Annotated in this window: 18 protein-coding genes, 1 pseudogene and 1 riboswitch; of the genes and pseudogenes, 12 read left to right on the top strand and 7 right to left on the bottom strand. The window is 57.5% G+C overall.

Going from position 1 to position 19,875, the window contains the following annotated elements:
- Window positions 1-74 precede the first annotated feature (74 nt).
- Window positions 75-159: riboswitch (cyclic di-GMP riboswitch) on the top strand.
- Together A7976_RS00090 and A7976_RS00085 are read left to right on the top strand one after the other, a co-directional pair.
- Window positions 140-1,624, top strand: a complete 1,485-nt coding sequence (locus A7976_RS00090; protein WP_165601701.1) for an HD domain-containing phosphohydrolase — start codon at window positions 140-142, stop codon at window positions 1,622-1,624. Its footprint overlaps the riboswitch before it by 20 nt.
- A 187-nt stretch (window positions 1,625-1,811) precedes the next feature.
- The gene (locus tag A7976_RS00085; RefSeq protein WP_067105574.1) at window positions 1,812-3,014 is read left to right on the top strand and encodes a diguanylate cyclase; all 1,203 of its coding nucleotides are present in this window, start codon (window positions 1,812-1,814) and stop codon (window positions 3,012-3,014) included.
- Here the strand turns inward: A7976_RS00085 and A7976_RS00080 are convergent.
- Window positions 3,011-3,631, bottom strand: a complete 621-nt coding sequence (locus A7976_RS00080; RefSeq protein WP_240483748.1) for a hypothetical protein — start codon at window positions 3,629-3,631, stop codon at window positions 3,011-3,013. The two genes, A7976_RS00085 and A7976_RS00080, sit on opposite strands and share 4 nt — an antisense overlap.
- Window positions 3,632-3,854: 223 nt before the next feature.
- Here A7976_RS00080 and A7976_RS00075 point away from each other — a divergent pair, with 223 nt between their 5' ends.
- Together A7976_RS00075 and A7976_RS00070 are read left to right on the top strand one after the other, a co-directional pair.
- Window positions 3,855-4,022: a rubredoxin gene (locus A7976_RS00075; protein ID WP_067105572.1), complete on the top strand. Its 168-nt coding sequence runs from the start codon at window positions 3,855-3,857 to the stop codon at window positions 4,020-4,022.
- Between the two features lie 415 nt (window positions 4,023-4,437).
- Window positions 4,438-4,842 (top strand): hypothetical protein, encoded by a 405-nt coding sequence (locus A7976_RS00070; RefSeq protein WP_067105570.1) that lies wholly within the window; start codon window positions 4,438-4,440, stop codon window positions 4,840-4,842.
- Window positions 4,843-4,888: 46 nt separating this feature from the next.
- Here the strand turns inward: A7976_RS00070 and A7976_RS00065 are convergent, their stop codons facing one another.
- The 5 genes from A7976_RS00065 to A7976_RS00045 form a co-directional block, all read right to left on the bottom strand.
- Complete coding sequence (locus A7976_RS00065; RefSeq protein WP_067105568.1) at window positions 4,889-5,185, bottom strand: hypothetical protein; 297 nt, start codon at window positions 5,183-5,185, stop codon at window positions 4,889-4,891.
- A 141-nt stretch (window positions 5,186-5,326) separates the two neighbouring features.
- On the bottom strand, window positions 5,327-7,657 hold the full coding sequence (locus A7976_RS00060; protein WP_067105566.1) for a nitric oxide reductase activation protein NorD: 2,331 nt from the start codon (window positions 7,655-7,657) through the stop codon (window positions 5,327-5,329).
- A 133-nt stretch (window positions 7,658-7,790) separates the two neighbouring features.
- Entirely contained in the window at window positions 7,791-8,597 is an 807-nt protein-coding gene (locus A7976_RS00055) for a CbbQ/NirQ/NorQ/GpvN family protein (protein WP_067105563.1), read from the bottom strand.
- Window positions 8,598-8,701: 104 nt separating this feature from the next.
- Window positions 8,702-9,058: a ribulose bisphosphate carboxylase small subunit gene (locus A7976_RS00050; protein ID WP_067105561.1), complete on the bottom strand. Its 357-nt coding sequence runs from the start codon at window positions 9,056-9,058 to the stop codon at window positions 8,702-8,704.
- 97 nt (window positions 9,059-9,155) lie between these two features.
- The gene (locus A7976_RS00045; protein ID WP_067105558.1) at window positions 9,156-10,577 is read right to left on the bottom strand and encodes a form I ribulose bisphosphate carboxylase large subunit; all 1,422 of its coding nucleotides are present in this window, start codon (window positions 10,575-10,577) and stop codon (window positions 9,156-9,158) included.
- A 141-nt stretch (window positions 10,578-10,718) separates the two neighbouring features.
- Between A7976_RS00045 and A7976_RS00040 the strand changes: the two genes are divergently transcribed.
- A complete protein-coding gene (locus A7976_RS00040) occupies window positions 10,719-11,642 on the top strand; it encodes a LysR family transcriptional regulator (protein WP_067105556.1) in 924 nt (307 codons plus the stop codon).
- Between the two features lie 2 nt (window positions 11,643-11,644).
- On the opposite strand, the gene ybiB is transcribed toward A7976_RS00040, so the two are convergent.
- Window positions 11,645-12,583, bottom strand: a complete 939-nt coding sequence (ybiB, locus tag A7976_RS00035) for a DNA-binding protein YbiB (protein ID WP_067105555.1) — start codon at window positions 12,581-12,583, stop codon at window positions 11,645-11,647.
- 153 nt (window positions 12,584-12,736) lie between these two features.
- Between ybiB and A7976_RS00030 the strand changes: the two genes are divergently transcribed.
- From A7976_RS00030 to A7976_RS14630, 7 genes and pseudogenes are all read left to right on the top strand, one after another.
- A complete protein-coding gene (locus A7976_RS00030; protein ID WP_082877895.1) occupies window positions 12,737-13,711 on the top strand; it encodes a carbohydrate kinase in 975 nt (324 codons plus the stop codon).
- A gap of 110 nt (window positions 13,712-13,821) precedes the next feature.
- The gene (locus A7976_RS00025) at window positions 13,822-14,730 is read left to right on the top strand and encodes a mechanosensitive ion channel family protein (RefSeq protein WP_067105553.1); all 909 of its coding nucleotides are present in this window, start codon (window positions 13,822-13,824) and stop codon (window positions 14,728-14,730) included.
- 48 nt (window positions 14,731-14,778) lie between these two features.
- Entirely contained in the window at window positions 14,779-16,674 is a 1,896-nt protein-coding gene (locus A7976_RS00020) for an ATP-binding cassette domain-containing protein (protein ID WP_067105551.1), read from the top strand.
- Between the two features lie 62 nt (window positions 16,675-16,736).
- The gene (locus A7976_RS00015; protein WP_205633418.1) at window positions 16,737-17,027 is read left to right on the top strand and encodes a DUF1294 domain-containing protein; all 291 of its coding nucleotides are present in this window, start codon (window positions 16,737-16,739) and stop codon (window positions 17,025-17,027) included.
- Between the two features lie 236 nt (window positions 17,028-17,263).
- Window positions 17,264-18,784, top strand: coding sequence for an aldehyde dehydrogenase family protein (locus tag A7976_RS00010; protein WP_067105548.1), 1,521 nt, complete (start codon window positions 17,264-17,266; stop codon window positions 18,782-18,784).
- A 108-nt stretch (window positions 18,785-18,892) separates the two neighbouring features.
- Window positions 18,893-19,711, top strand: coding sequence for a triose-phosphate isomerase (gene tpiA / locus A7976_RS00005; RefSeq protein ID WP_067105544.1), 819 nt, complete (start codon window positions 18,893-18,895; stop codon window positions 19,709-19,711).
- Window positions 19,712-19,733: 22 nt separating this feature from the next.
- A pseudogene (locus tag A7976_RS14630) lies at window positions 19,734-19,875 on the top strand (class 1 fructose-bisphosphatase); the annotation flags it as partial.

The raw sequence follows: 19,875 nt of genomic DNA, 5'->3' as shown, positions 1-19,875 counted from the left end.
TCATTTGGGCTTGGCCTCAACTCTGCAAATAATGCATTTGAAGCTTTGTGCCCCTATGTGGGTAACTGAAGTTCATCGAATAAAGGCAAACCCATCGAAAGGTGGGGACGCAAAGTCACCGGTCTAAGGGATTTATCCTATGACAGCGGGATTGCCGGAGCCGGATGTCCTCGTTCTTGCTTCGTCAGACCAAACTCATGCCTTGACCGACTGGTTTGCCAACGTTTCATTCGCATCCGGCATCCCCATGCCCGATGATCGTTTGGAGAGGGAACGCATCATGAAGGATCAGTCGACTTACATACAACCGAGCCAGTTGTGCATCGGACTTTACGTTCATCTCGATTTGAGCTGGATGAACCATCCGTTCACATTCGGTAATTTCAAGATCACGAGCAAAGAGCAGATACAAAAAATCCGCGAACTCAATCTGAACAGAATTCGCTACGATCCGGCACGCAGCGACTACGAGCCCTTGCCTTTGGCTGCTCCCGTCCCGACCCTCGATCCGGCACCGGAAATCGTCGTCGAAAAAACACCGGTGGCCAAGCCTGATACTGTGGCAGAAATCCCGCCGACACCTCGCACGCCGCAGCAGCGCTCAGAACGTCTCAAGCAACTGAATACCGTCATCCGGATCTGCGAGAAAGCCTTCGTTCAGGATGCACGCACCACGCGCGAGCTGGTACACAATCTGCCTACTCAGCCACAAGCCACAATCAAGGCTGCGACAGCGCTGGTGGACACGCTCGTGAATTCGGCGGTCACGGAACCAGACATCGTGCTGCATGCCGTCAGCGGGAACAATTCGAGCTCTGAGGATCATGTGCATGCACTGAACGTCACGGTGCTGGCATTGATGCTGGCGAAATCGCTGGACATGACCGACGCATATGCGCGCGAACTCGGCATGGCGGCACTCTTCCACGATGTCAGCAAAAGCGAGATTCCTCGCCACAAGACTTTCATCGACCAGCATTGTGAAAACAGCGCACGCATGGCCAGGGAAGCCGGACTTGCGGACGGTGTGGTACGCGTTATCATGCAGCATCACGAGCACGTCGACGGCACCGGCTTTCCCAAGCACCTCGTCGCAGCGCAGATCGATCCGCTGGCCAAGGTGCTCGCTATCGTCAATGCCTACGATAACCTGTGCAACCCCTTCAATCCATTGACGGCAATGACGCCTTACGAAGCGCTGGCGCACATGTATGCCACCGATCACAACAAATATGACGCCACGATCCTGAAGCTGCTCATCAAGATGCTGGGCGTTTATCCGCCGGGCAGCGTGGTGCAGCTCTCCAACGGAATCTACGGCATCGTGATGACCGTCAACCCGCAAAAACCGCTGTTGCCGCTGGTGCGCATTCATCACCCGTCTGTGTCGCGCGAAACACCCGTGGTCATTGATCTCAGCGAAGAGAACGGCCTGTCCATCAAGAAGTGCATGCGCCCATCGCAACTTCCCAAGGAGGTCTACGACTACCTGCGGCCCTGCAAGCATGTCAGCTATTACTTCATGGACAAGAAACTGGTGGATCAACCGCTACCGGGCATAGTCACGGCGAACGCGCCGCCGGCAACGGAAAGCTCCATACTGGCCCAAGCCCGACAAGCCTGACGAAATCTCCTCCCTCCACCCCAAACAGCCAAGGTGCGGATACGCCTGGCTTATGGGGATTTTTTTATGCGCGCATTGCTGCGGCATAACCGAACTGCCGGGACTATTCCGACGCTTCCCTGAACCTACAGCACGGCAAGCTCCCGTATACTGCTCGTCATGAATCACACTCATGCGCCGGATACGAATGCTGCTGGATAACAAAACGCTGCTGTTTTCCCTGATGCTGATCAGCGGGATGATGGCCCTGAGCCTGACTATCGTGACGCGCAAGAACGAAAGCGACGGCATTCGCCGCTGGGCTGGAGCGCTGGCACTGGAGTCGCTGGTCTGGCTGCTGGTGGCATCGCGGGGAACCATTCCGGATTTTTATTCCATCGTGGTCGCCAATGTATTGATGGTCACGGCGCAGGCAATGAAACTCGCCGCCATCCATGCCTATCGCAAGCTGGATTTCCCGCGTTTGCAGTGCTTCGTGCCTGTAGTCGCCGCCATAGCCCTGTTCATGCTTTTGCCTTATGACGATGCACGCTATCGTCTGGGGCTTGGCAGCCTGCTATTCACGGCGCAGTTTGTGATGATCTTGCGAGCGCTATGGGGCGATACGGAGTCGCGTGCCGGTAATGCCTGGTGGCTGCTGTTCGGCGCCTCGCTGCTGATGCTTCCACTGCTGGCGTTGAGGTCGATTGTCAGTCTGTCGGGCGCCATGGAGTTTGTTACGACACCGCAATCCGCGATAGCTCCCAATCCTGTACAACTCGGGGTGTTTGTCGGCCTGACCGCTCTCAACCTGCTCGGTGCCATGGGGTTCATTCTGATGGTCAAGGAACGCGGCGATCGAGAAATACGCGCATTGGCGATGACCGACCCGCTCACCCGGATTTTGAATCGCCGCGCCTTTATGTCGCAGGCTGAAAAGCAAACAGCCGTTGCATTGCGTCATCACTTGCCGCTCGCGCTGCTCATGATAGATATTGATCACTTCAAACGCATCAATGACGCGCATGGGCATCCGGCCGGCGACAAAGTGCTGGTCAGGGTCACCGAGTTGTTGACTTCGCATTTACGCACGGAAGATATTCTGGCGCGCTACGGCGGAGAGGAGTTTTGCGTGCTGCTGCCGTCCACCAATGAGGCTGGAGCTCTCGCCTTGGCGGACAAACTTCGTCTGGCCATCGAGAAAACACCCATACCATTGGGCGACAAGTTCATATCGATCACGATCAGTGTCGGCGTGACCGCCTGCGACTTCAACTCCAGCAAGCTCCACCCCGACTTCACGTCCATGCTGCAGGATGCCGACCGGGCGCTTTATCTTGCCAAGAAAAAAGGACGCAACCGTACCGTACAGCTCGCGCTCAGTTACGCCATACCGGAGTCTGCCGCCTAGAATGGCAGGAACAAGGCTGTTGCCAGGCTTTGCGCAAAACGGGTAATCAGACGCTGGGTTTTTTCCGCCAACGTAATGGAATACACATCGAGCCGGCCGATGATCTTGCCGAACTCGCGCTCGAAACTCAGGTTGCGCTCGTTGTCGTGCAATTCGTTGGTCAGCAAATATAACTGGCCTTTGGGGTCCCGCGCATTGGAGAGTTTCCACGCGGCGATTTCGACATTGCGCGCCGCGTTGTAGACGTTCTGCGGATCGATGTTATCCGTCAGATAGAATTCGATCTTGCCGCCATGAGCCTTGATCAGCATGGTCTGAAGACCGACGATAAACGGCAGCACGCGATCTCCTGCGTAGTCCGGTTTGAAGGCCAGGTAGATCGCATCCGTGCCTTGCAATTCATTGATCGCCTTGAACTTCCACCCGTGGCCGCCTTCGAATACCCAATCGACCATTTCATCGACCGTGCCTGAAGTGCTCTTTTTCAATTCGCGGGGGTTGCGCTTGTAGAGCTTGACCATCAAATGACGCAGGCTGTCGGTGTTTTCGCGCATTTCGACATCGGCCATGCGATCAAGATCGGATTTTGCGAACTGGCTGACCGAACTGCGATCCATATGTTGCGGTACCTGTTTGCCATTGACCGCAGACGTTGAAGTTGCGCAGGCGGCGAGCAGCACGAATGGAACAACAACCGCGATTCTGGCGTATGTAATTTTTGCATTCCCCCTTGCGAAGGATTGTATTGCCTTTCTTATCCAATTTGTACAGCAAGAAGCAAAACACACCAGCCTGTCGTTTGGTTAAAATTATCGGATAGCAAACTGTCAAGGAAATCTCATGAAGCAATGGATATGTAGTGTTTGCGGTTATATCTACGATGAAGCGCAAGGCGACCCCGAGAATGGCATCCCTGCCGGCACTCGCTGGGAGGATGTGCCCGAGACGTGGACATGCCCGGACTGCGGTACCGGAAAATCCGATTTCGATATGGTGGAGTTCAAATGACCCCCTGAGTCGCAAAACTTTCGTGATGCGTCCGACTCCGAGCTGCGCGTCATGCAATCGCGCCGACCGCTTTTCATCATGCTTTCGTGTGAAAAAAATACGGAACCGCTACGAAATCCATATTGTCAACAAGACGCAACAGGATGAGAATTATCTCATCACGACAGTAAGGCATTCCTGCTGCCGCCATGGATATGGGCAACATCCCCAACCTTCATTATTCGTGCCGGCAAGGATCTGAGAATACCGATCAAGGTCGATCTCGATCCGGAAACCGCAGGAAAGATACGGGGCTTCGAATTAGTAGTGGTTCCGCAATCGGCGCCTGTCACGGAGGAGGAGCGACACGTTAGTTTCGATCAGAAGCACTGATTGAAAGCGCGCGCTCCAGCCATCAGGTTTTGGAGACTTGCGCATGGAAATCAACTGTTATCGCAACGCCGCGTTCGCCACCGAAACCCGCTTTCTTCCGGCGGAGACCTATAACCTGGCCGTCACCCTGCTGGCGCACGAAGCTTCCGGGCAATTGTTTGTTCCCATTCGCTCCATGCAATATCTGGCCATCATCGACCACGAGGAATTCGTGTTCATCGACGGCGAAAGAAAATGCTGGGTCGATATTGCCTGGCAGAAATTCAAGCCGCAGACGCGCTCGTCGCTGGTTGAGCCGGTGCAATACGAAGCGGTTTATTACCGACTGGAATCCATCGATTGGATGCGGCGCCTGCAAAGCGAATTCCCACTGGCCTTGCGCCAGTTTGCCGCCAAGGAGAAAAAGCCTTCAGCACCCGCCAAGGTGCTGAAGTTTCCGTCCGGATAAATCCCGAGCGCTGGCTTTCACCCCTAGCACGGGTAAACCCGCGAGGTCATTCGTCCTCGCCCAACTCGGGATCCCACCCCTGCTCCCGCCCTGCATTCATGGCTGATGCATATATCCGCGCATGCTTCTCGCGCAACTCGGCCGGCAGATTGCTCGGGAGATGCGCGTAAGGCTCCCATGCCGCATACACCTTTTCATACAGATTCTGCATCTGCGCCGCATTCCAGCCGGCGCAGGTTTCGGTTTGCGGGATAAAGCCGAATACCCAGCCATCCATCACGATGCGGCCGAGATGTGTCATTCCGCCATTGGTATCATTATCGATACCGACATAAGTTTCCATTAATTTCCTATCGGGTTAATCCTGCGTATAGAAGCGGAAGCTTTTGGTTCCGGCCGCCGCTATGCGGCTTGACTTGCAACGCAAGTCAGCCTTCTCCGAAAGCTTCCGCATCTACTTGGCTTTGCTCATCATCAAGTGGGATCAGCGAGTCAAGCCGGCATAGAGGAGCGGAAGCTTTTCCGGCAAGCGTTCTACATGATCTACCACCATGTAATTTCTGGCGCCGAAAATACGCGAAACATACTGGTCGGCACGCGGATCCAGGCTCATGCAATAAGTGATGATGCCCGAACGCGAGAGTTCTTCCACCGCTTTCTTTGCATCGTAGCGCAGATACTGCGGGTCGCGCACGTCGATATCCGCCGGCTCGCCATCGGTAATCACCAGCATGAGTTTTTTCGAGGATTTCTGCTGGCGCAGGTAATGCCCGGCGTGGCGCATCGCGGCACCCATGCGGGTGGATAGCTGCCCGCTCATGCCCGCGAGGCGCGCTTTCGGTTTTTCGTCGTATACCTGATCGAAATCCTTGAACTTCAGATATTGCACATCATGGCGGCCATCGGACGAAAAGCCGTGAATCGCAAACGGATCGCCGACTTTGCTGATGGCATCGGCCAGCAGCACCGTCGCCTGCCGGGTCAGATCCAGTACCGAAAAATCCTGCCCGGCCACCTTGTCGTTGGTCGATTCGGAGAGATCCAGCAGCACCATCACCGAAATGTCGCGCACCTTGCGTACCGAGCGCATCATGATGCGAGGGTCGGGCTGCATGCCCATGCGCATATCGATCAGGCTCGCAATCGCGGCATTGATGTCGATGTCGTCGCCGTCCTCCAGCTTGCGAATGCGCGTGACACCTTGCGGCTGCATCGCATCCAGCAAAAATTTCATGCGCGATATCAGTCGCTTGTGCTGCGCCGTGATGTCGTCGATCACCTGCAAATCACCCGCCTTGGCGCGGCGTTCCAGTACCGTCGCCCAGGCCGGACGCTCCAGCTGGATCTGGTAATCCCATTCCGAGTAATGAAATGGTTCGGAAATCGGTTCCTTGCCTTCCATTTCGTTGAAAGACACGCCCATATCCTCGTAGGGATAGAGTTCGGTGCCCAGTACCCAGATTTCCTGCGCGTCGTCGCCGGCGAGTTCGGTATCGATCTCGTTGGCCATTTCCATCACGTTGACGTATTTGCGCACCTGCTGAGTTTGATCATAGCCAGCAGCTTCCGCCCTATCCTGGTCAAACTCCACAAATTCCCAGAAATAGCGGTTGTCATCGCGGTATGGGGTGGTGAGAATGTCGCGGCGCGGGCTATAGCCCAGTTTTTTCTGTTGCAGCGCATGCGCCAACTGAACGCCGATTTCCCAGGAAACCAGATTGGAATCCAGCTTGTCTGCCGCGGCCTTGAACAGCGAGCGTCCTTGTGCGATCCATTCGTCATTGTCCACGTATTCATCGTCCAGCAACGCGCGCGCCAGTCGATTAAAGTAATCGCCGGCCGATTCCTTCTGCTCCGGCGCCACATGTTTGAACAGGCTGGCCCAGAGCGGCTTCAGCCCCGGAAATTTGCGAATCGCCAAGGTCTCGACACGCGCATCCTCGATCAGGCCAATCACGGCCATCTGATAGGTATTCAGGCCCTCGGCCGACAACGGTTCGCGGGTATAAACCAGATGGGCCGCGCAATGCGCGGCGGCGGCCCGGTAGATTTCCAGACCGGGGACGTCATCAAAGCTATCGAAAGCATCCGGCAGATGCAGGAGATAATCCTCGATATAGGGCTTGTACCCCTCGCGGTTCTCGAAGTCGCCCGAAGTCGGGCGCATAAAGAAATCGCGCGCCCACAAGGCGCGCAAATACATGTTGATGCGGCGCTGTACATCGACGAAGAGCGTGCCCTTGCGCTCTTTCTGCAGCATCGCCTGCGATTCCTTGGAATCCAGCCCGAAATAGCGCACCTGCTCCTCGTAGTTGGTGCGATGGGCGTGCGCTCCCCAGTTGGCCCAGCGGCGCAAACCGCCCAGCGTAAGGTTGGCAAACAGCGTATCCAGCTTGCCCAGCATGGGGCGCAGCCCACGCGGCGCTTGCGCCAGCAATACGTTAAGCAGTTGCAGATAGCCGCGGAACAGCGCATCGTCGCCGAGCCGCTTGGCAGCTGTCGGCGCAGTCCCGACTACCATTTCGAGCACGGAACCCGAGGTCTTGGATGCCATCATCATTACGGTCTGCACCAGTTCGATGACCGCATCCTCGCCGATTTCGCGCGCGATTTCCGGTGCTGACTGAATGAAAATCGTGACCAGCTCGCTGCCGCGTCCCAGCCCTTTCAAACGCTGCGCGCCGATCAGGTAGCCTTCCAGCCCCTTGGGGCTGAAAATCCGCGCGGCCTCATGCCACGAAGCATGCAGCATCGAAGCCGCATGATCGCCCAGCTCTTCCAGCAGGTCGGCGTGCTCTTCCAGTTTGATTGTCATGTAGAAACCTCCTATGGCTTGGAAGCTGTTAAAAAATTGCTGCGGAGGGCGTCTGCTTCTCGTACGGTCTCGGTCGTTGCGTTCCGTGCGCCTTGCATCCATCCCCTCCCCGCTAATATTTCCAACAGCTTCTTTAGTGGAAGAAGGTTGTCACGGCGGCGTCCAGCGCGTCGCGCATGTCCGGATCGTCGGTAATCGGGCGCACCAATGCCACGCGGCAAGCAGACAATGGATCGACACCCTTGGATATCAGGTTGCCTGCATACACCAGCATTCGTGTGGAAATACCTTCGTCCAGGCCATGACCCTTGAGATTGCGGGCGCGTTCGGCAATGGACACCAGCTTCTCGGCAATCGCCTTGTCCACGCCGCTTTCATGCGAAACGATTTCGGTTTCGATGCCGTGCTCCGGGTAGTTGAAATCCAGCGCGCCGAAACGTTGCTTGGTGGATTGCTTGAGATCCTTCATCAGGCTCTGATAGCCCGGATTATAGGAAATCACCAATTGAAAATCGGGATGCGCATGCACCAGCTCGCCCTTCTTTTCCAAAGGCAGCACTCGGCGGTTGTCGGTCAGCGGGTGGATGACCACCGTGGTGTCCTGGCGCGCCTCGACCACTTCGTCCAGATAGCAGATCGCGCCATGGCGGGCAGCAATCGCCAGCGGGCCGTCCTGCCAGCGCGTGCCGTTAGTGTCCAGCAGGAAGCGTCCAACCAGGTCGGAGGCGGTCATGTCTTCGTTACAGGCGACAGTAATCAGCGGCTTTTTCAACTTCCACGCCATGTATTCGACAAAGCGTGTTTTGCCGCAACCGGTCGGGCCCTTGAGCATCATCGGCATGCGTACAGAATAAGCCGCTTCGTACAACGCCACTTCGTCCGTTACCGCATGGTAGTAAGGTTCTTTTTCGATCTTGTATTGCTGGATCACATCACTCATTGCTTCACTCCTCGTCCTCCGAACAACCACATTCCCGCAAAAAAATAGCCCCCGCCACGCCAAACGCGACGGGGGCTATCCACGGAATCCCGCGTCGCGTTGTTTTACACAGTCTTGCCGCGATAGATCACCATCGAGGCGCCTTGCGATTGCGAGAAGTTGTTATAGCCGATCAGACGCACGTGATTGTCCGGATTGGCCTTGTGGCAGGCATCCGCTTCGGCCAGAATGCGGTCGACATCGGTTTCGCCAAACATCGGCAGCTTCCACATGTACCAGTAGGAATCCATCAGGTATTGCGGTTCGATGTGCTCGATCGCCGGGTTCCAGCCCTTGGACACGAGATACTCGATCTGTTTTTTGATGTCTTCCTTGCTCATCGCCGGCAGGTAAGAAAAGGTCTCGAACTTGCGGCTGGTGGGGTCGCTCAGCCGGGACTTGTAATCCATTACTTCGCTCATTGCATTTCCTTTCAGTATTCATTCGTAAGCCATGGGCTTACGCATCGGTTCGCGAACCCGGCAAACATTGCGGCCCGCCGGGCTCATGGAGATGATCTTACTTGTGGGCGACGTCCAGCTTATCCACGGTATCGAACTCGAACTTGATTTCCTTCCATGTTTCCATGGCGACCTTCAGTTCCGGGCTGTGCTTTGCGGCTTCGGTCAGGATGGTCTTGCCCTCCTTCTCGACAGCCACGCCCTTGTTGCGCGCTTCGACGCACGCTTCCAGCGCCACGCGGTTGGCTGCGGCACCGGCCGCATTGCCCCACGGGTGGCCCAACGTACCGCCGCCGAACTGCAGCACGGAGTCGTCGCCGAAGATGGTGACCAGCGCGGGCATGTGCCACACATGAATACCGCCGGAAGCTACCGGCAACACGCCTGGCATGGAACCCCAGTCCTGATCGAAGAAGATGCCGCGGCTACGGTCTTCCTTGATGAAGTCGTCGCGCATGATGTCGATCCAGCCCAGCGTTGCGGCGCGGTCGCCTTCCAGCTTGCCCACGACAGTACCGGAGTGCAGGTGGTCGCCGCCGGACAGGCGCAGAATCTTGGTCAGCACACGGAAATGGATACCGTGGTGCGGGTTGCGATCGAGCACGGCGTGCATGGCACGGTGGATGTGTAGCAGCATGCCGTTGTCGCGACACCAGTTGGCGAGGCCGGTATTGGCCGTCAGACCGCCGGTCAGGTAGTCGTGCATGATGATCGGTGCGCCGATGGACTTGGCGAACTCGGCACGCTTGTACATTTCTTCCGGCGTCGGTGCGGTCACGTTCAGATAGTGGCCCTTGCGCTCGCCGGTTTCGCGCTGCGCCTTGATGGTGGCTTCATGTACGAATTCGAAACGGTCGCGCCAGCGCATGAACGGTTGGCTGTTGACGTTTTCGTCGTCCTTGGTGAAATCTAGGCCGCCGCGCAGGCATTCGTAAACGGCGCGGCCGTAGTTCTTGGCAGAAAGGCCGAGCTTGGGCTTGATGGTGCAACCCAGCAGCGGACGGCCGTACTTGTTCATCTTGTCGCGTTCAACCTGGATGCCGTTGGGCGGTCCGCCGCAGGTCTTCACGTAAGCAATCGGGAAACGCACGTCTTCCAGCCGCAGCGCGCGCAGCGCCTTGAAACCGAACACGTTGCCGACCAGCGAGGTCAGCACGTTGACCACGGAACCTTCTTCGAACAGGTCGATCGGGTAAGCCACAAAAGCATAGAAAGCGGTATCGTCGCCCGGCACGTCTTCAATCGCGTAAGCACGGCCCTTGTAGTAATCGAGGTCGGTCAGAAGATCGGTCCACACCGTGGTCCAGGTACCTGTGGAGGATTCGGCGGCAACGGCAGCAGCCACTTCTTCGCGGTCTACGCCCGGCTGCGGAACGATCTTGAAGCAAGCCAGGATATCGGTGTCTTTTACCTGATAGTTCGGCTCCCAGTAAGTGCTCCGGTATTCTTTCACCCCGGCGTTATAAGTTTTGACTGCCATAATGTTTCTCCTCAACAGGTAAACAGTTCGATTGAGACTGTTGCTTGGTGCAACGCTGTGAACGCATTATGGAGGCGCCTTATGCTTTATGATAGTTAAATGATATTATCGTAAGCATTAACTATAGTTAATCTATCCGCCATGCCAATACGTCACGCTACGCTACATCAATTCCGGATATTCGACGCCGTTGCCCGCAACATGAGCTTTGCGCGCGCCGCCGAAGAATTGCACCTTACGCCGCCGGCACTTTCCATTCAAGTCAAGCAGTTGGCAGAAGCCTCCGGGGTTACGCTCATCGAACAAATCGGCAAGAAAATCCACCTGACGCCTGCCGGCCGGATCATGGCGGAAGCATGCCGGGACATGGATGCGCGGCTGGAACGGCTGGCGCAAGACCTGAGTGCATTGCAAGGCCTGGAAAAGGGAACGATCAAGCTGGCGATTCTGACCACCGCGGAATATTTCGCGGTGCGCATGCTGGGTGAATTCTGTGCGCAGCATCCTGGCATCGAAGCGTCGATGTTCGTGGGGAATCGCGAAACCCTGCTGGAGCGCATGACGCAGAATCTGGACGATCTCTATATCTTCGGCCAGCCGCCGGCCAATCTGAATATCGTGGCCGAAAGCTTTGCCTACAACCCGCTTGTGGTCGTTGCGCGCAGCGATCACCCGCTGGCTGGCGAAAAGAATATCCCGCCGTCGCGCCTCAACGGCGTGGCTTTCATCCTGCGCGAGCCCGGCTCAGGCATAAGGCTGGCCATGGAAAATTACCTGACCAAAAACAAGGTTCATATCAAAACGCGCATGGAGGTCGGCAGCAACGAGGCGATCAAGCAGGCGGTCAAAGGCGAACTCGGTCTCGCCGTGCTCTCGCTCGCGTCAGTCGCCGCCGAAATCGAACGGGGCGAACTGACGACGCTGGACGTGCAAGGGTTCCCGTTGATGCGAAGCTGGCATGTCGCCTATCCGGCAGGGAAAGCCCTTTCGCATGCAGCAAAGGAGTTCAGAACGATGTTGTTCGACAGCGCTATCGCCAACTGCGGGCTAACACCGACGAAATAACGTCATTGCGGCAAGGCGTCGGTCGCCCCGCTGGCGTAGAGGCAGCATGCCACTTGTCGCTGGATCGGATGCGGCACCGGCACTTCGCCAGCCAATGCCTGACGTATCCAATCCGCTGTCGTCACGGCATCCATCGCGCCCGGCAGATCGGGAACCTCGGGAACCGTGCCTGCCTCCGCCTCGACCAGCACGCGCTCTTCGCCATTATCGAAATACACGATACGCGGGCAACGCTTGGGGTTGGCGTATGCCTCTCCCTCCGTGCCGCGCAACAGAAGCGCCCGCGCACCGCTCGCCCGCAGGAAACTGCCGCTGCGCTCCAGGTATTCCGGATGCGTGACGCTCGACAGCCGCACCGATTGCCCGTGAAACGGATCGGCCAGCTTGACGAGCGTATGAGTGCTGTTGCGCACGCCGAGTCGCCAGCGGAGCTTGAGCAGCGTGTCCAGTTTGGGCGACATCACCTCCACCGGCAGGAAAGCGACCTCTCCCCGATCCAGCGTCTGCTGGGCATCGGCGATGGTGGCGCTGGGCTGAATGCCCAACTCGGCAAACACTTCGGCGCTGGCGACACGCTTGGGGTCGGATGTCACGCCATGCACCAGCACCGGCACGCCCTGGCGTGCCAGCAGCAAGGCCAGCAACGGCGTCAGGTTGCCCTGACGGCGCGCGCCGTTGTAACTGGGGATGACCACTGGCAAGGGCTTTCCCGGGCGCGCCCGCATATCGGGCAGGCAGTCCTCCATCGCGCGGTAAAAGCCCAGCATTTCGGCCTCGGATTCGCCCTTGATGCGGAATGCGATCAAGAGCCCGCCCAACTCCAGCTCGGGTACTTCGCCATTCAGCATCGCGCTGTACAGTTCGTATGCGGCGGCTTCCGAAAGATCGGTAGCGCTGTTCTTGCCGCGCCCTACTTCCTTGATGATGTCATTGAATTTCATTGCTGCGTTTTCTGGGGTTGCGTATACCTGGAATTATGCCTGACAAATCCGCCGGGAATATTCGCCAGCCTTGCTTTTCAGGCTTTGCATTCGCGAGCCAATCTGTCAGAATACTTTTGCATTTGTACAAATGTTACTTTTCTTTAGACTCGGATGTTCAAGAAACCTGAAATCAACTTTCCGGAACTCACCATCGCCCCGAGCAAACCAATCAGAAGCGTGATTCTGTTCGGCGAAGTTCTGATCGACGCTTTCCCTGATCGCCGGGTATTGGGAGGCGCGCCCTTCAATGTTGCCCGCCACTTGAGGGCTTTCGGCCTCAACCCCATTCTGATCAGCCGTACCGGTAACGACGAGTTCCGCAATATCCTGCTCAATGCCATGGGTCTTTTCGGTATGGAAACCCTGGGTGTCCAGTGCGACCCCACGCATCCGACCGGCCAGGTACGCGTTCATGTCGGCCAGGACGGTCATCGCTTCGAGATACTTCCGGACCAGGCCTATGACTTCATCCATCCCGCCATTACGCGCATGGTCACGCTTTCCGCCCAGGCCGACATGGTGTATTTCGGCACGCTGGCGCAGCGCAACAAGACATCGCGCAGGGCGCTCAGCACGCTGCTGCGCAGCAATGCCGCTCCGCGCATGCTGGATCTGAATTTGCGCAAGCCATGGTATGACCCATCCACGCTGAAACGTTCTCTCGCCCATGCCGACATCCTCAAGGTAAATGAAGAAGAACTGGCAACATTGACAGGCGTGCTGCGACTGCAAGTCACCGACGAGCGGGCGGCGGCCGAGATGCTTATCCGGCAGTACGACCTCGAATGCATGCTCGTGACTTACGGCGAAATGGGTGCATGGTTGCTGAACAAGGACGGTACTGAAGTCAATATCGCCGGCATAACGGGACAAACCGTCGCCGACACGGTCGGAGCCGGCGATGCCTTCTCTGCGGTCTTCATTACCGGTGCGCTGAGCGGCTGGCCGGTGCAGCAGACCCTGACCCGCGCCAACAGCTTTGCCGCCGCCTTATGCGGACAACACGGGGCCATCCCGGAAAATCCCGTTTTCTACCTTCCCTTCCTTCGCGAATGGGGCCTGATGCAAGAAGCCGGCATGCATTAACACAGCCATTCGGCAGGGAACTGTTGCCGGAAAAACCCGGTCAACTCTGAAAACCCGCGGTCCGATCCAATCACGCCCACGGACCATACATCCAGAAAAAGGAGTTTCATATGTCCCGTCTTTTTCCCGGGTGGAACGAAGCAGAAATGAACTATTTCATCCTTATTTCGCAAACCACCCTGCATATTGTCGTCATCCTCGCTCTCGCCTGGATAGCGCTACACCTCGGCAACAAGCTCATCCGGGTATTCAAGACTTATATGCTGAGCCGCGTCGATAACAACAGCATCGAGCTGAACCGCATCGAAACCCTCGGCAATGTGTTCCGCTACATATTCTCGGTAGTCATCACCATCGTCGCCGGCATGCTGATGCTAAGCGAGGTGGGCATTTCCATCGCACCGATTCTCGCGACGGCCGGTGTCGCAGGCATCGCCATCGGTTTCGGCGCGCAAAGCCTGATCAAGGATTACTTCAACGGATTCTTTTTGCTGCTGGAAGATCAGATCCGGCAAGGCGACGTGGTCACTGTTGCCAATATCGGCGGGCTGGTCGAGGAAATCACGTTGCGCCATGTGAGGCTGCGCGATTACGACGGCAATGTGCACTATATTCCCAACGGCGTGATTACCACCGTGACCAACATGAGCCGCGATTACGCCTTTTCGGTCATAGACGTGCGTGTCGCAAATCGCCAGAACGTGGATGAGGCCATGCAGCTAATGCACGACATTGCCCAAAAATTGCGCGAGCATCCCACATTCAAGGACAAAATCATCGATGATCTCGAAATGGCCGGCGTCGAAAAACTGGAAGATACGGCTTCCATCGTCCGTGCTCGCATCAAGGTCAAGCCGCTGGCGCAGTGGGATGTCAAACGCGAATTCCTGCGCCTGTTGAAAATGGCATTCGAAGATCACCATATCGAATTTCCCTACCCGCACATGGTGATGTACCCCGGCCAGGACAAAGCCGGCAGCGCCCAACCGGTACATATCGCACAAGAAACTGGCAAATAGCGCGTTCCCGTTTGGTGGCCTGCGCCACACCCGGTAGAATCGCGCTCCATGATCCTCTTACGCAATCTCTCTTACGGCCGCGGCAGTGAACCGCTCGTTACCGATGCCAGCGTGCAACTGCATCCCGGCTGGAAAATCGGCCTCGTCGGCGCCAACGGCTGCGGCAAATCCTCCTTTTTTGCGCTGCTGCGCGGCGAGTTGCACCAAGAGTCCGGCGATCTTGAATTTCCCGGCGCATGGACTGTCGCCCACGTCGGCCAGGAAACCCCTGCCCTGCCCCAGCCGGCACTGGAATTCGTGCTGGACGGAGATGTCGAACTGCGCGAAGTCGAACAAGCCATCGCCGTAGCCGAAGCGGCCCACGATGGCGAACGCATTGGCGCGCTGCATGCGCGCTATGCCGAAATCGAAGGTTATTCCGCCAAGGCGCGCGCGGCGGAATTGATGAGCGGACTGGGGTTCTCGAACAGCGACTTCGAGCGCCCGGTCGCCGAGTTCTCCGGCGGCTGGCGCGTACGCTTGAATCTGGGCCGCGCACTGATGTGCCGTTCCGATTTGCTGCTGCTCGACGAACCGACCAACCACCTCGACCTCGATGCCGTGCTATGGCTGGAAGGCTGGTTGAAACGCTATCCCGGCACGCTGCTCCTGATCTCGCACGACCGCGATTTTCTCGACGCGGTGATGAGCCATATCCTGCATTTCGACCAGTGCCGCCTCAAACTCTACACCGGCAATTACAGCGCCTTCGAACGCGCCCGCGCCGAACAGCTCGCGCTGCAACAAGCGATGCACGAGAAACAGCAGCGCGAAGTCGCTCACCTGCATAGCTATATCGAACGCTTCCGCGCCAAGGCCACCAAGGCACGTCAGGCGCAAAGCCGCATCAAGGCACTGGCGCGCATGGAAGAAGTCGCCGCCGCGCATGTCGATACGCTGTTCACTTTCGGTTTCCGCGAACCGGTTGCAATGCCCGATACGCTGCTTGAACTACGTGACGCTGTTGCCGGCTACGGCGACAAGGCAGTAATCGCCAACGCCAACCTGTTCATCCGCCCCGGCGAGCGCATTGCGCTGCTGGGCCGCAACGGCGCGGGCAAATCCACGCTAGTCAAGATGCTTGCCGGTGTGCTGCCGCCATTGAGCGGCTTGCGGCGCGAGGGCAAAGGCCTTTCCATCGGCTACTTCGCCCAACACCAGGTGGAATCGCTTCGCCCGGAAGAATCGCCACTGCAACATCTGATGCGCCTCGACAAAACCACGCGCGAACAGGACCACCGCAATTTCCTCGGCAGCTTCGACTTCCGTGGCGAGATGGCGACGCAGCCCTGCGGCCCTTTCTCCGGCGGCGAAAAGTCACGCCTCGCGCTGGCGCTGCTAATCTGGCAGCGCCCTAACCTGCTACTGCTGGACGAGCCGACCAACCACCTCGATCTCGATATGCGCGAAGCGCTGACGCTGGCCTTGCAGGAAACCGATGCCGCCGTGGTACTGGTCTCGCATGATCGGCATTTATTACGCACCACCGCCGACAGCCTCTACCTGGTCGATGCCGGGAAGATGACACCTTTTGAAGGCGATCTCGATGACTATGCCAACTGGCTCGCCGAACAACGCAATGCCGCCAGCAGCGCCATGCCGGACGAAAGCAAGGCCGCCCGCCGCGAGGCACGCGAAAATGCCGAAAAAAATCGCCAGCAACTGCTCGCACAGCGCAGGCCATTGGTGAAGGAAGCAGAGAAACTGGAAAAACTGATGCCCGGCTGGCAACAGGAAAAAGATCAACTCGACGAACGACTGGGCGATCCCGCGCTATATTCCAATCCCGACCGGACATTGCTGGAGAGTTTGCTCAAGCGGCAGGCGCAGCTTGCTAATGACATTGAGCACGCCGAAATGCGCTGGTTGGAGATACAGGAGCAACTGGAAGGTCTGGCCGGCTGAAGCCTTGGGCCATACCCATGTCTCCCTGGATTATCCTTGGCGTCTATTTCATTGCCAGCACCATGACCTTCATCCTCTATGCGCTGGACAAATCGGCCGCAAAAGGCAATCGCTGGCGCATCGAGGAAAACACTCTTCACTTTTGCGGCCTGATCGGAGGTTGGCCAGGCGCATTGCTGGCCCAGCGCATTTTTCGCCACAAAACGAAAAAGACAGCTTTTCAAGTTGTTTTCTGGATTACCGTCCTACTCAACATGGGCATTATCGCCTGGCTGCTATTTTCTCCGGCCGCTCAAAGTTTGCGTGACGCCCTTGGCATGCCAGCGCTACACGCCGGACATCTGCCTCAATAGTTGACACCTGTACCATTTCGGCACACATATCCTGAACATCTCCCATAGCGCACATTCTCCACCCTTCACACGGATCACTTTCAGCCTCCTTGTTTCATCGGCCTCTCCCGCTGTTTGGCCCCTGATTTTCAGTAATTTCTTACGCTTGGCACGCTGCTTGCCATAGGAATACTGCCGAGTTCGAAATCATTCGACCGGGACGACATTCAATCAGTGATATTGAGGAGAGCGATACCATGATTTACGCACAACCCGGCCAACCTGGCGCCAAGGTCAACTTCAAGCCCCGCTATGAGAACTTCATCGGCGGTCGTTGGGTGCCGCCTGTCGCAGGCGAATATTTCGATGTCATCACGCCGGTCACCGGCAAGGTATTTACGCAAGTTCCGCGCTCTTATGAGGCGGACAGCGAACTGGCGCTGGATGCGGCGCATCAGGCACGCGAAGCCTGGGGCAAGACTTCCGTGCAGCAACGTGCCCGCCTGTTGCTCAAGATCGCCGATCGCATCGAGGAAAACCTCGAAACCATCGCCGTCGCTGAAACCTGGGACAACGGCAAGCCTATCCGCGAGACGCTCAACGCCGACATCCCGCTGGCCGCCGATCATTTCCGCTACTTTGCAGGCTGCCTGCGTGCGCAGGAAGGCGGCATCGGCGAAATCAACGACGATACCGTGGCTTATCATTTCCATGAGCCGCTGGGCGTTGTTGCGCAAATCATCCCCTGGAATTTTCCGCTGCTGATGGCGGCATGGAAGCTGGCGCCCGCACTGGCGGCCGGCAACTGCATCGTACTGAAGCCTGCGCAGCAAACCCCGGTGTCCATCCTGATCCTGATGGAACTGATCCAGGATCTGCTGCCGCCCGGCGTGCTCAATGTGGTCAACGGCTACGGTCAGGAAGTCGGCAAGTCGCTGGCACTGAGCTCGCGCATCGCCAAACTGGCTTTCACCGGCGGCACCGTCACCGGCAAGCTGATCATGCAATACGCATCCGAGAACATCATCCCGGTCACACTGGAACTGGGCGGCAAATCGCCCAACATCTTCTTCGCGGATATTGCCGACAAGGACGACGCATTCTTCGACAAGGCGGTGGAAGGCTTCATCCTGTTTGCCTTCAACCAGGGCGAGGTCTGCACCTGTCCGTCGCGGGCGCTGATTCAGGAATCCATCTACGACAAGTTCATGGAGCGCGTGCTGAAGCGCATGCGCGAAATCAAGCAGGGCAACCCGCTCGACACCGACACCCAGGTGGGTGCACAGGCTTCCAGCGACCAGGTGGAAAAGATTCTGTGGTACATCCAGGTTGGCCGTGACGAAGGCGCGCAACTCTTGATCGGCGGCGAGCGCGCCAATCCGGGCGGCGACCTCTCCGAAGGCTATTACATCAAGCCGACGGTGTTCAAGGGCACCAACGACATGCGTATCTTCCAGGAAGAAATCTTCGGGCCGGTACTGTCGGTGACCACCTTCAAGACCACGGAGGAAGCACTGGCAATCGCCAACGACACCGAATTCGGGCTTGGCGCCGGCGTGTGGACGCGCGACATCAACACTGCCTACCGCATGGGCCGCGGCATCCAGGCCGGCCGCGTGTGGACCAACTGCTACCACCAATATCCCGCGCATGCGGCATTCGGCGGTTACAAGCAGTCCGGCATTGGCCGCGAAACCCACAAGATGATGCTCGACCACTATCAGCAAACCAAGTGCATGCTGGTGAGCTATAGTACAGACGCCTTGGGTTTCTTTTAAAGCGATTCATCAGCGGCAAACATCCTCCGCAGCGCAAGCACTCTAGCCTGCGCTGCGGAGGGCTGCCCGCCGCTATTAAGGATCGAAGCTTAGCCATCTGGAGTCATCATGCGTCGAAAACTCGTCGTCGGAAACTGGAAAATGCACGGCAGCATCGCCGCCAACCGGACATTGCTGGAAAAAGTCGTGGCAGGCGTGTACACGTGCTATCACGCCGATTTTGCGGTGTGCGTCCCCTACCCTTACATTGCACAGACGCAGATTCTGCTAACCGGCAGCAATGTCTGCTGGGGGGCTCAAAACTTGTGCTCGACACGCGATGGCGCCAGCACCGGCGCGGTTTCGCCGGCGATGCTGACGGATTTCGGCTGCACCCACGCCATCATCGGCCATTCGGAGCGGCGCAACCTCTTCCATGAAACCGACGACACAGCCGCGGCACGCTTCAACGCTGCGCGTGAAGCCGGGCTCGTGCCTATTTTCTGCATGGGCGAATCGGCAGAAGAACGCGAATCGGACTGGACGGAATACATCGTCGGCCGCCAGTTGGATTCCATTCTTCGCCGTTTCGGCCCGCAGGCCTTATCCAACGCCGTGCTCGCCTATGAACCGCTGTGGGCCATCGGCAGCGATAAAGCAGCAACGCCGGAACAGGCGCAGGAGGTGCACGCCTTCATCCGCAACCGCATCGCCCGCTGCGACGCAAAAATCGCCCAGGAAGTCCGCATCCTTTACGGCGGCAGCGTCACCCCCGCCAACGCCGCACAATTGTTCGCCATGCCGGATATCGACGGAGGGCTGATCGGTCGTGCCTCGTTGAGCGCAGAGGAGTTCGTGCCGATTTGCCTGGCCGCCAACGACCGGTGCGTAAGATCGAATATTCATCGTTTCGAAGGTCACGACGCGCCGATTGCAGCCAGCGCCTGAGCGCCTAGTTAAGGAGAATTACATGAGCGAGATTACTCTCACCCAATTCATCATCGAAGAACAGCGGCGTTTTTCCGGCGCCACGGGCGAATTCACGCTGCTCTTGAACGACGTCGTCACCGCCTGCAAGAAGATCGCCAACCAGGTGAACAAGGGCGCGCTGC

Origin of the sequence: Methylobacillus sp. MM3, from assembly GCF_001645185.1 — a bacterium.
Taxonomy (GTDB): domain Bacteria; phylum Pseudomonadota; class Gammaproteobacteria; order Burkholderiales; family Methylophilaceae; genus MM2.
This window is presented reverse-complemented; position numbering and strand designations above follow the sequence as displayed.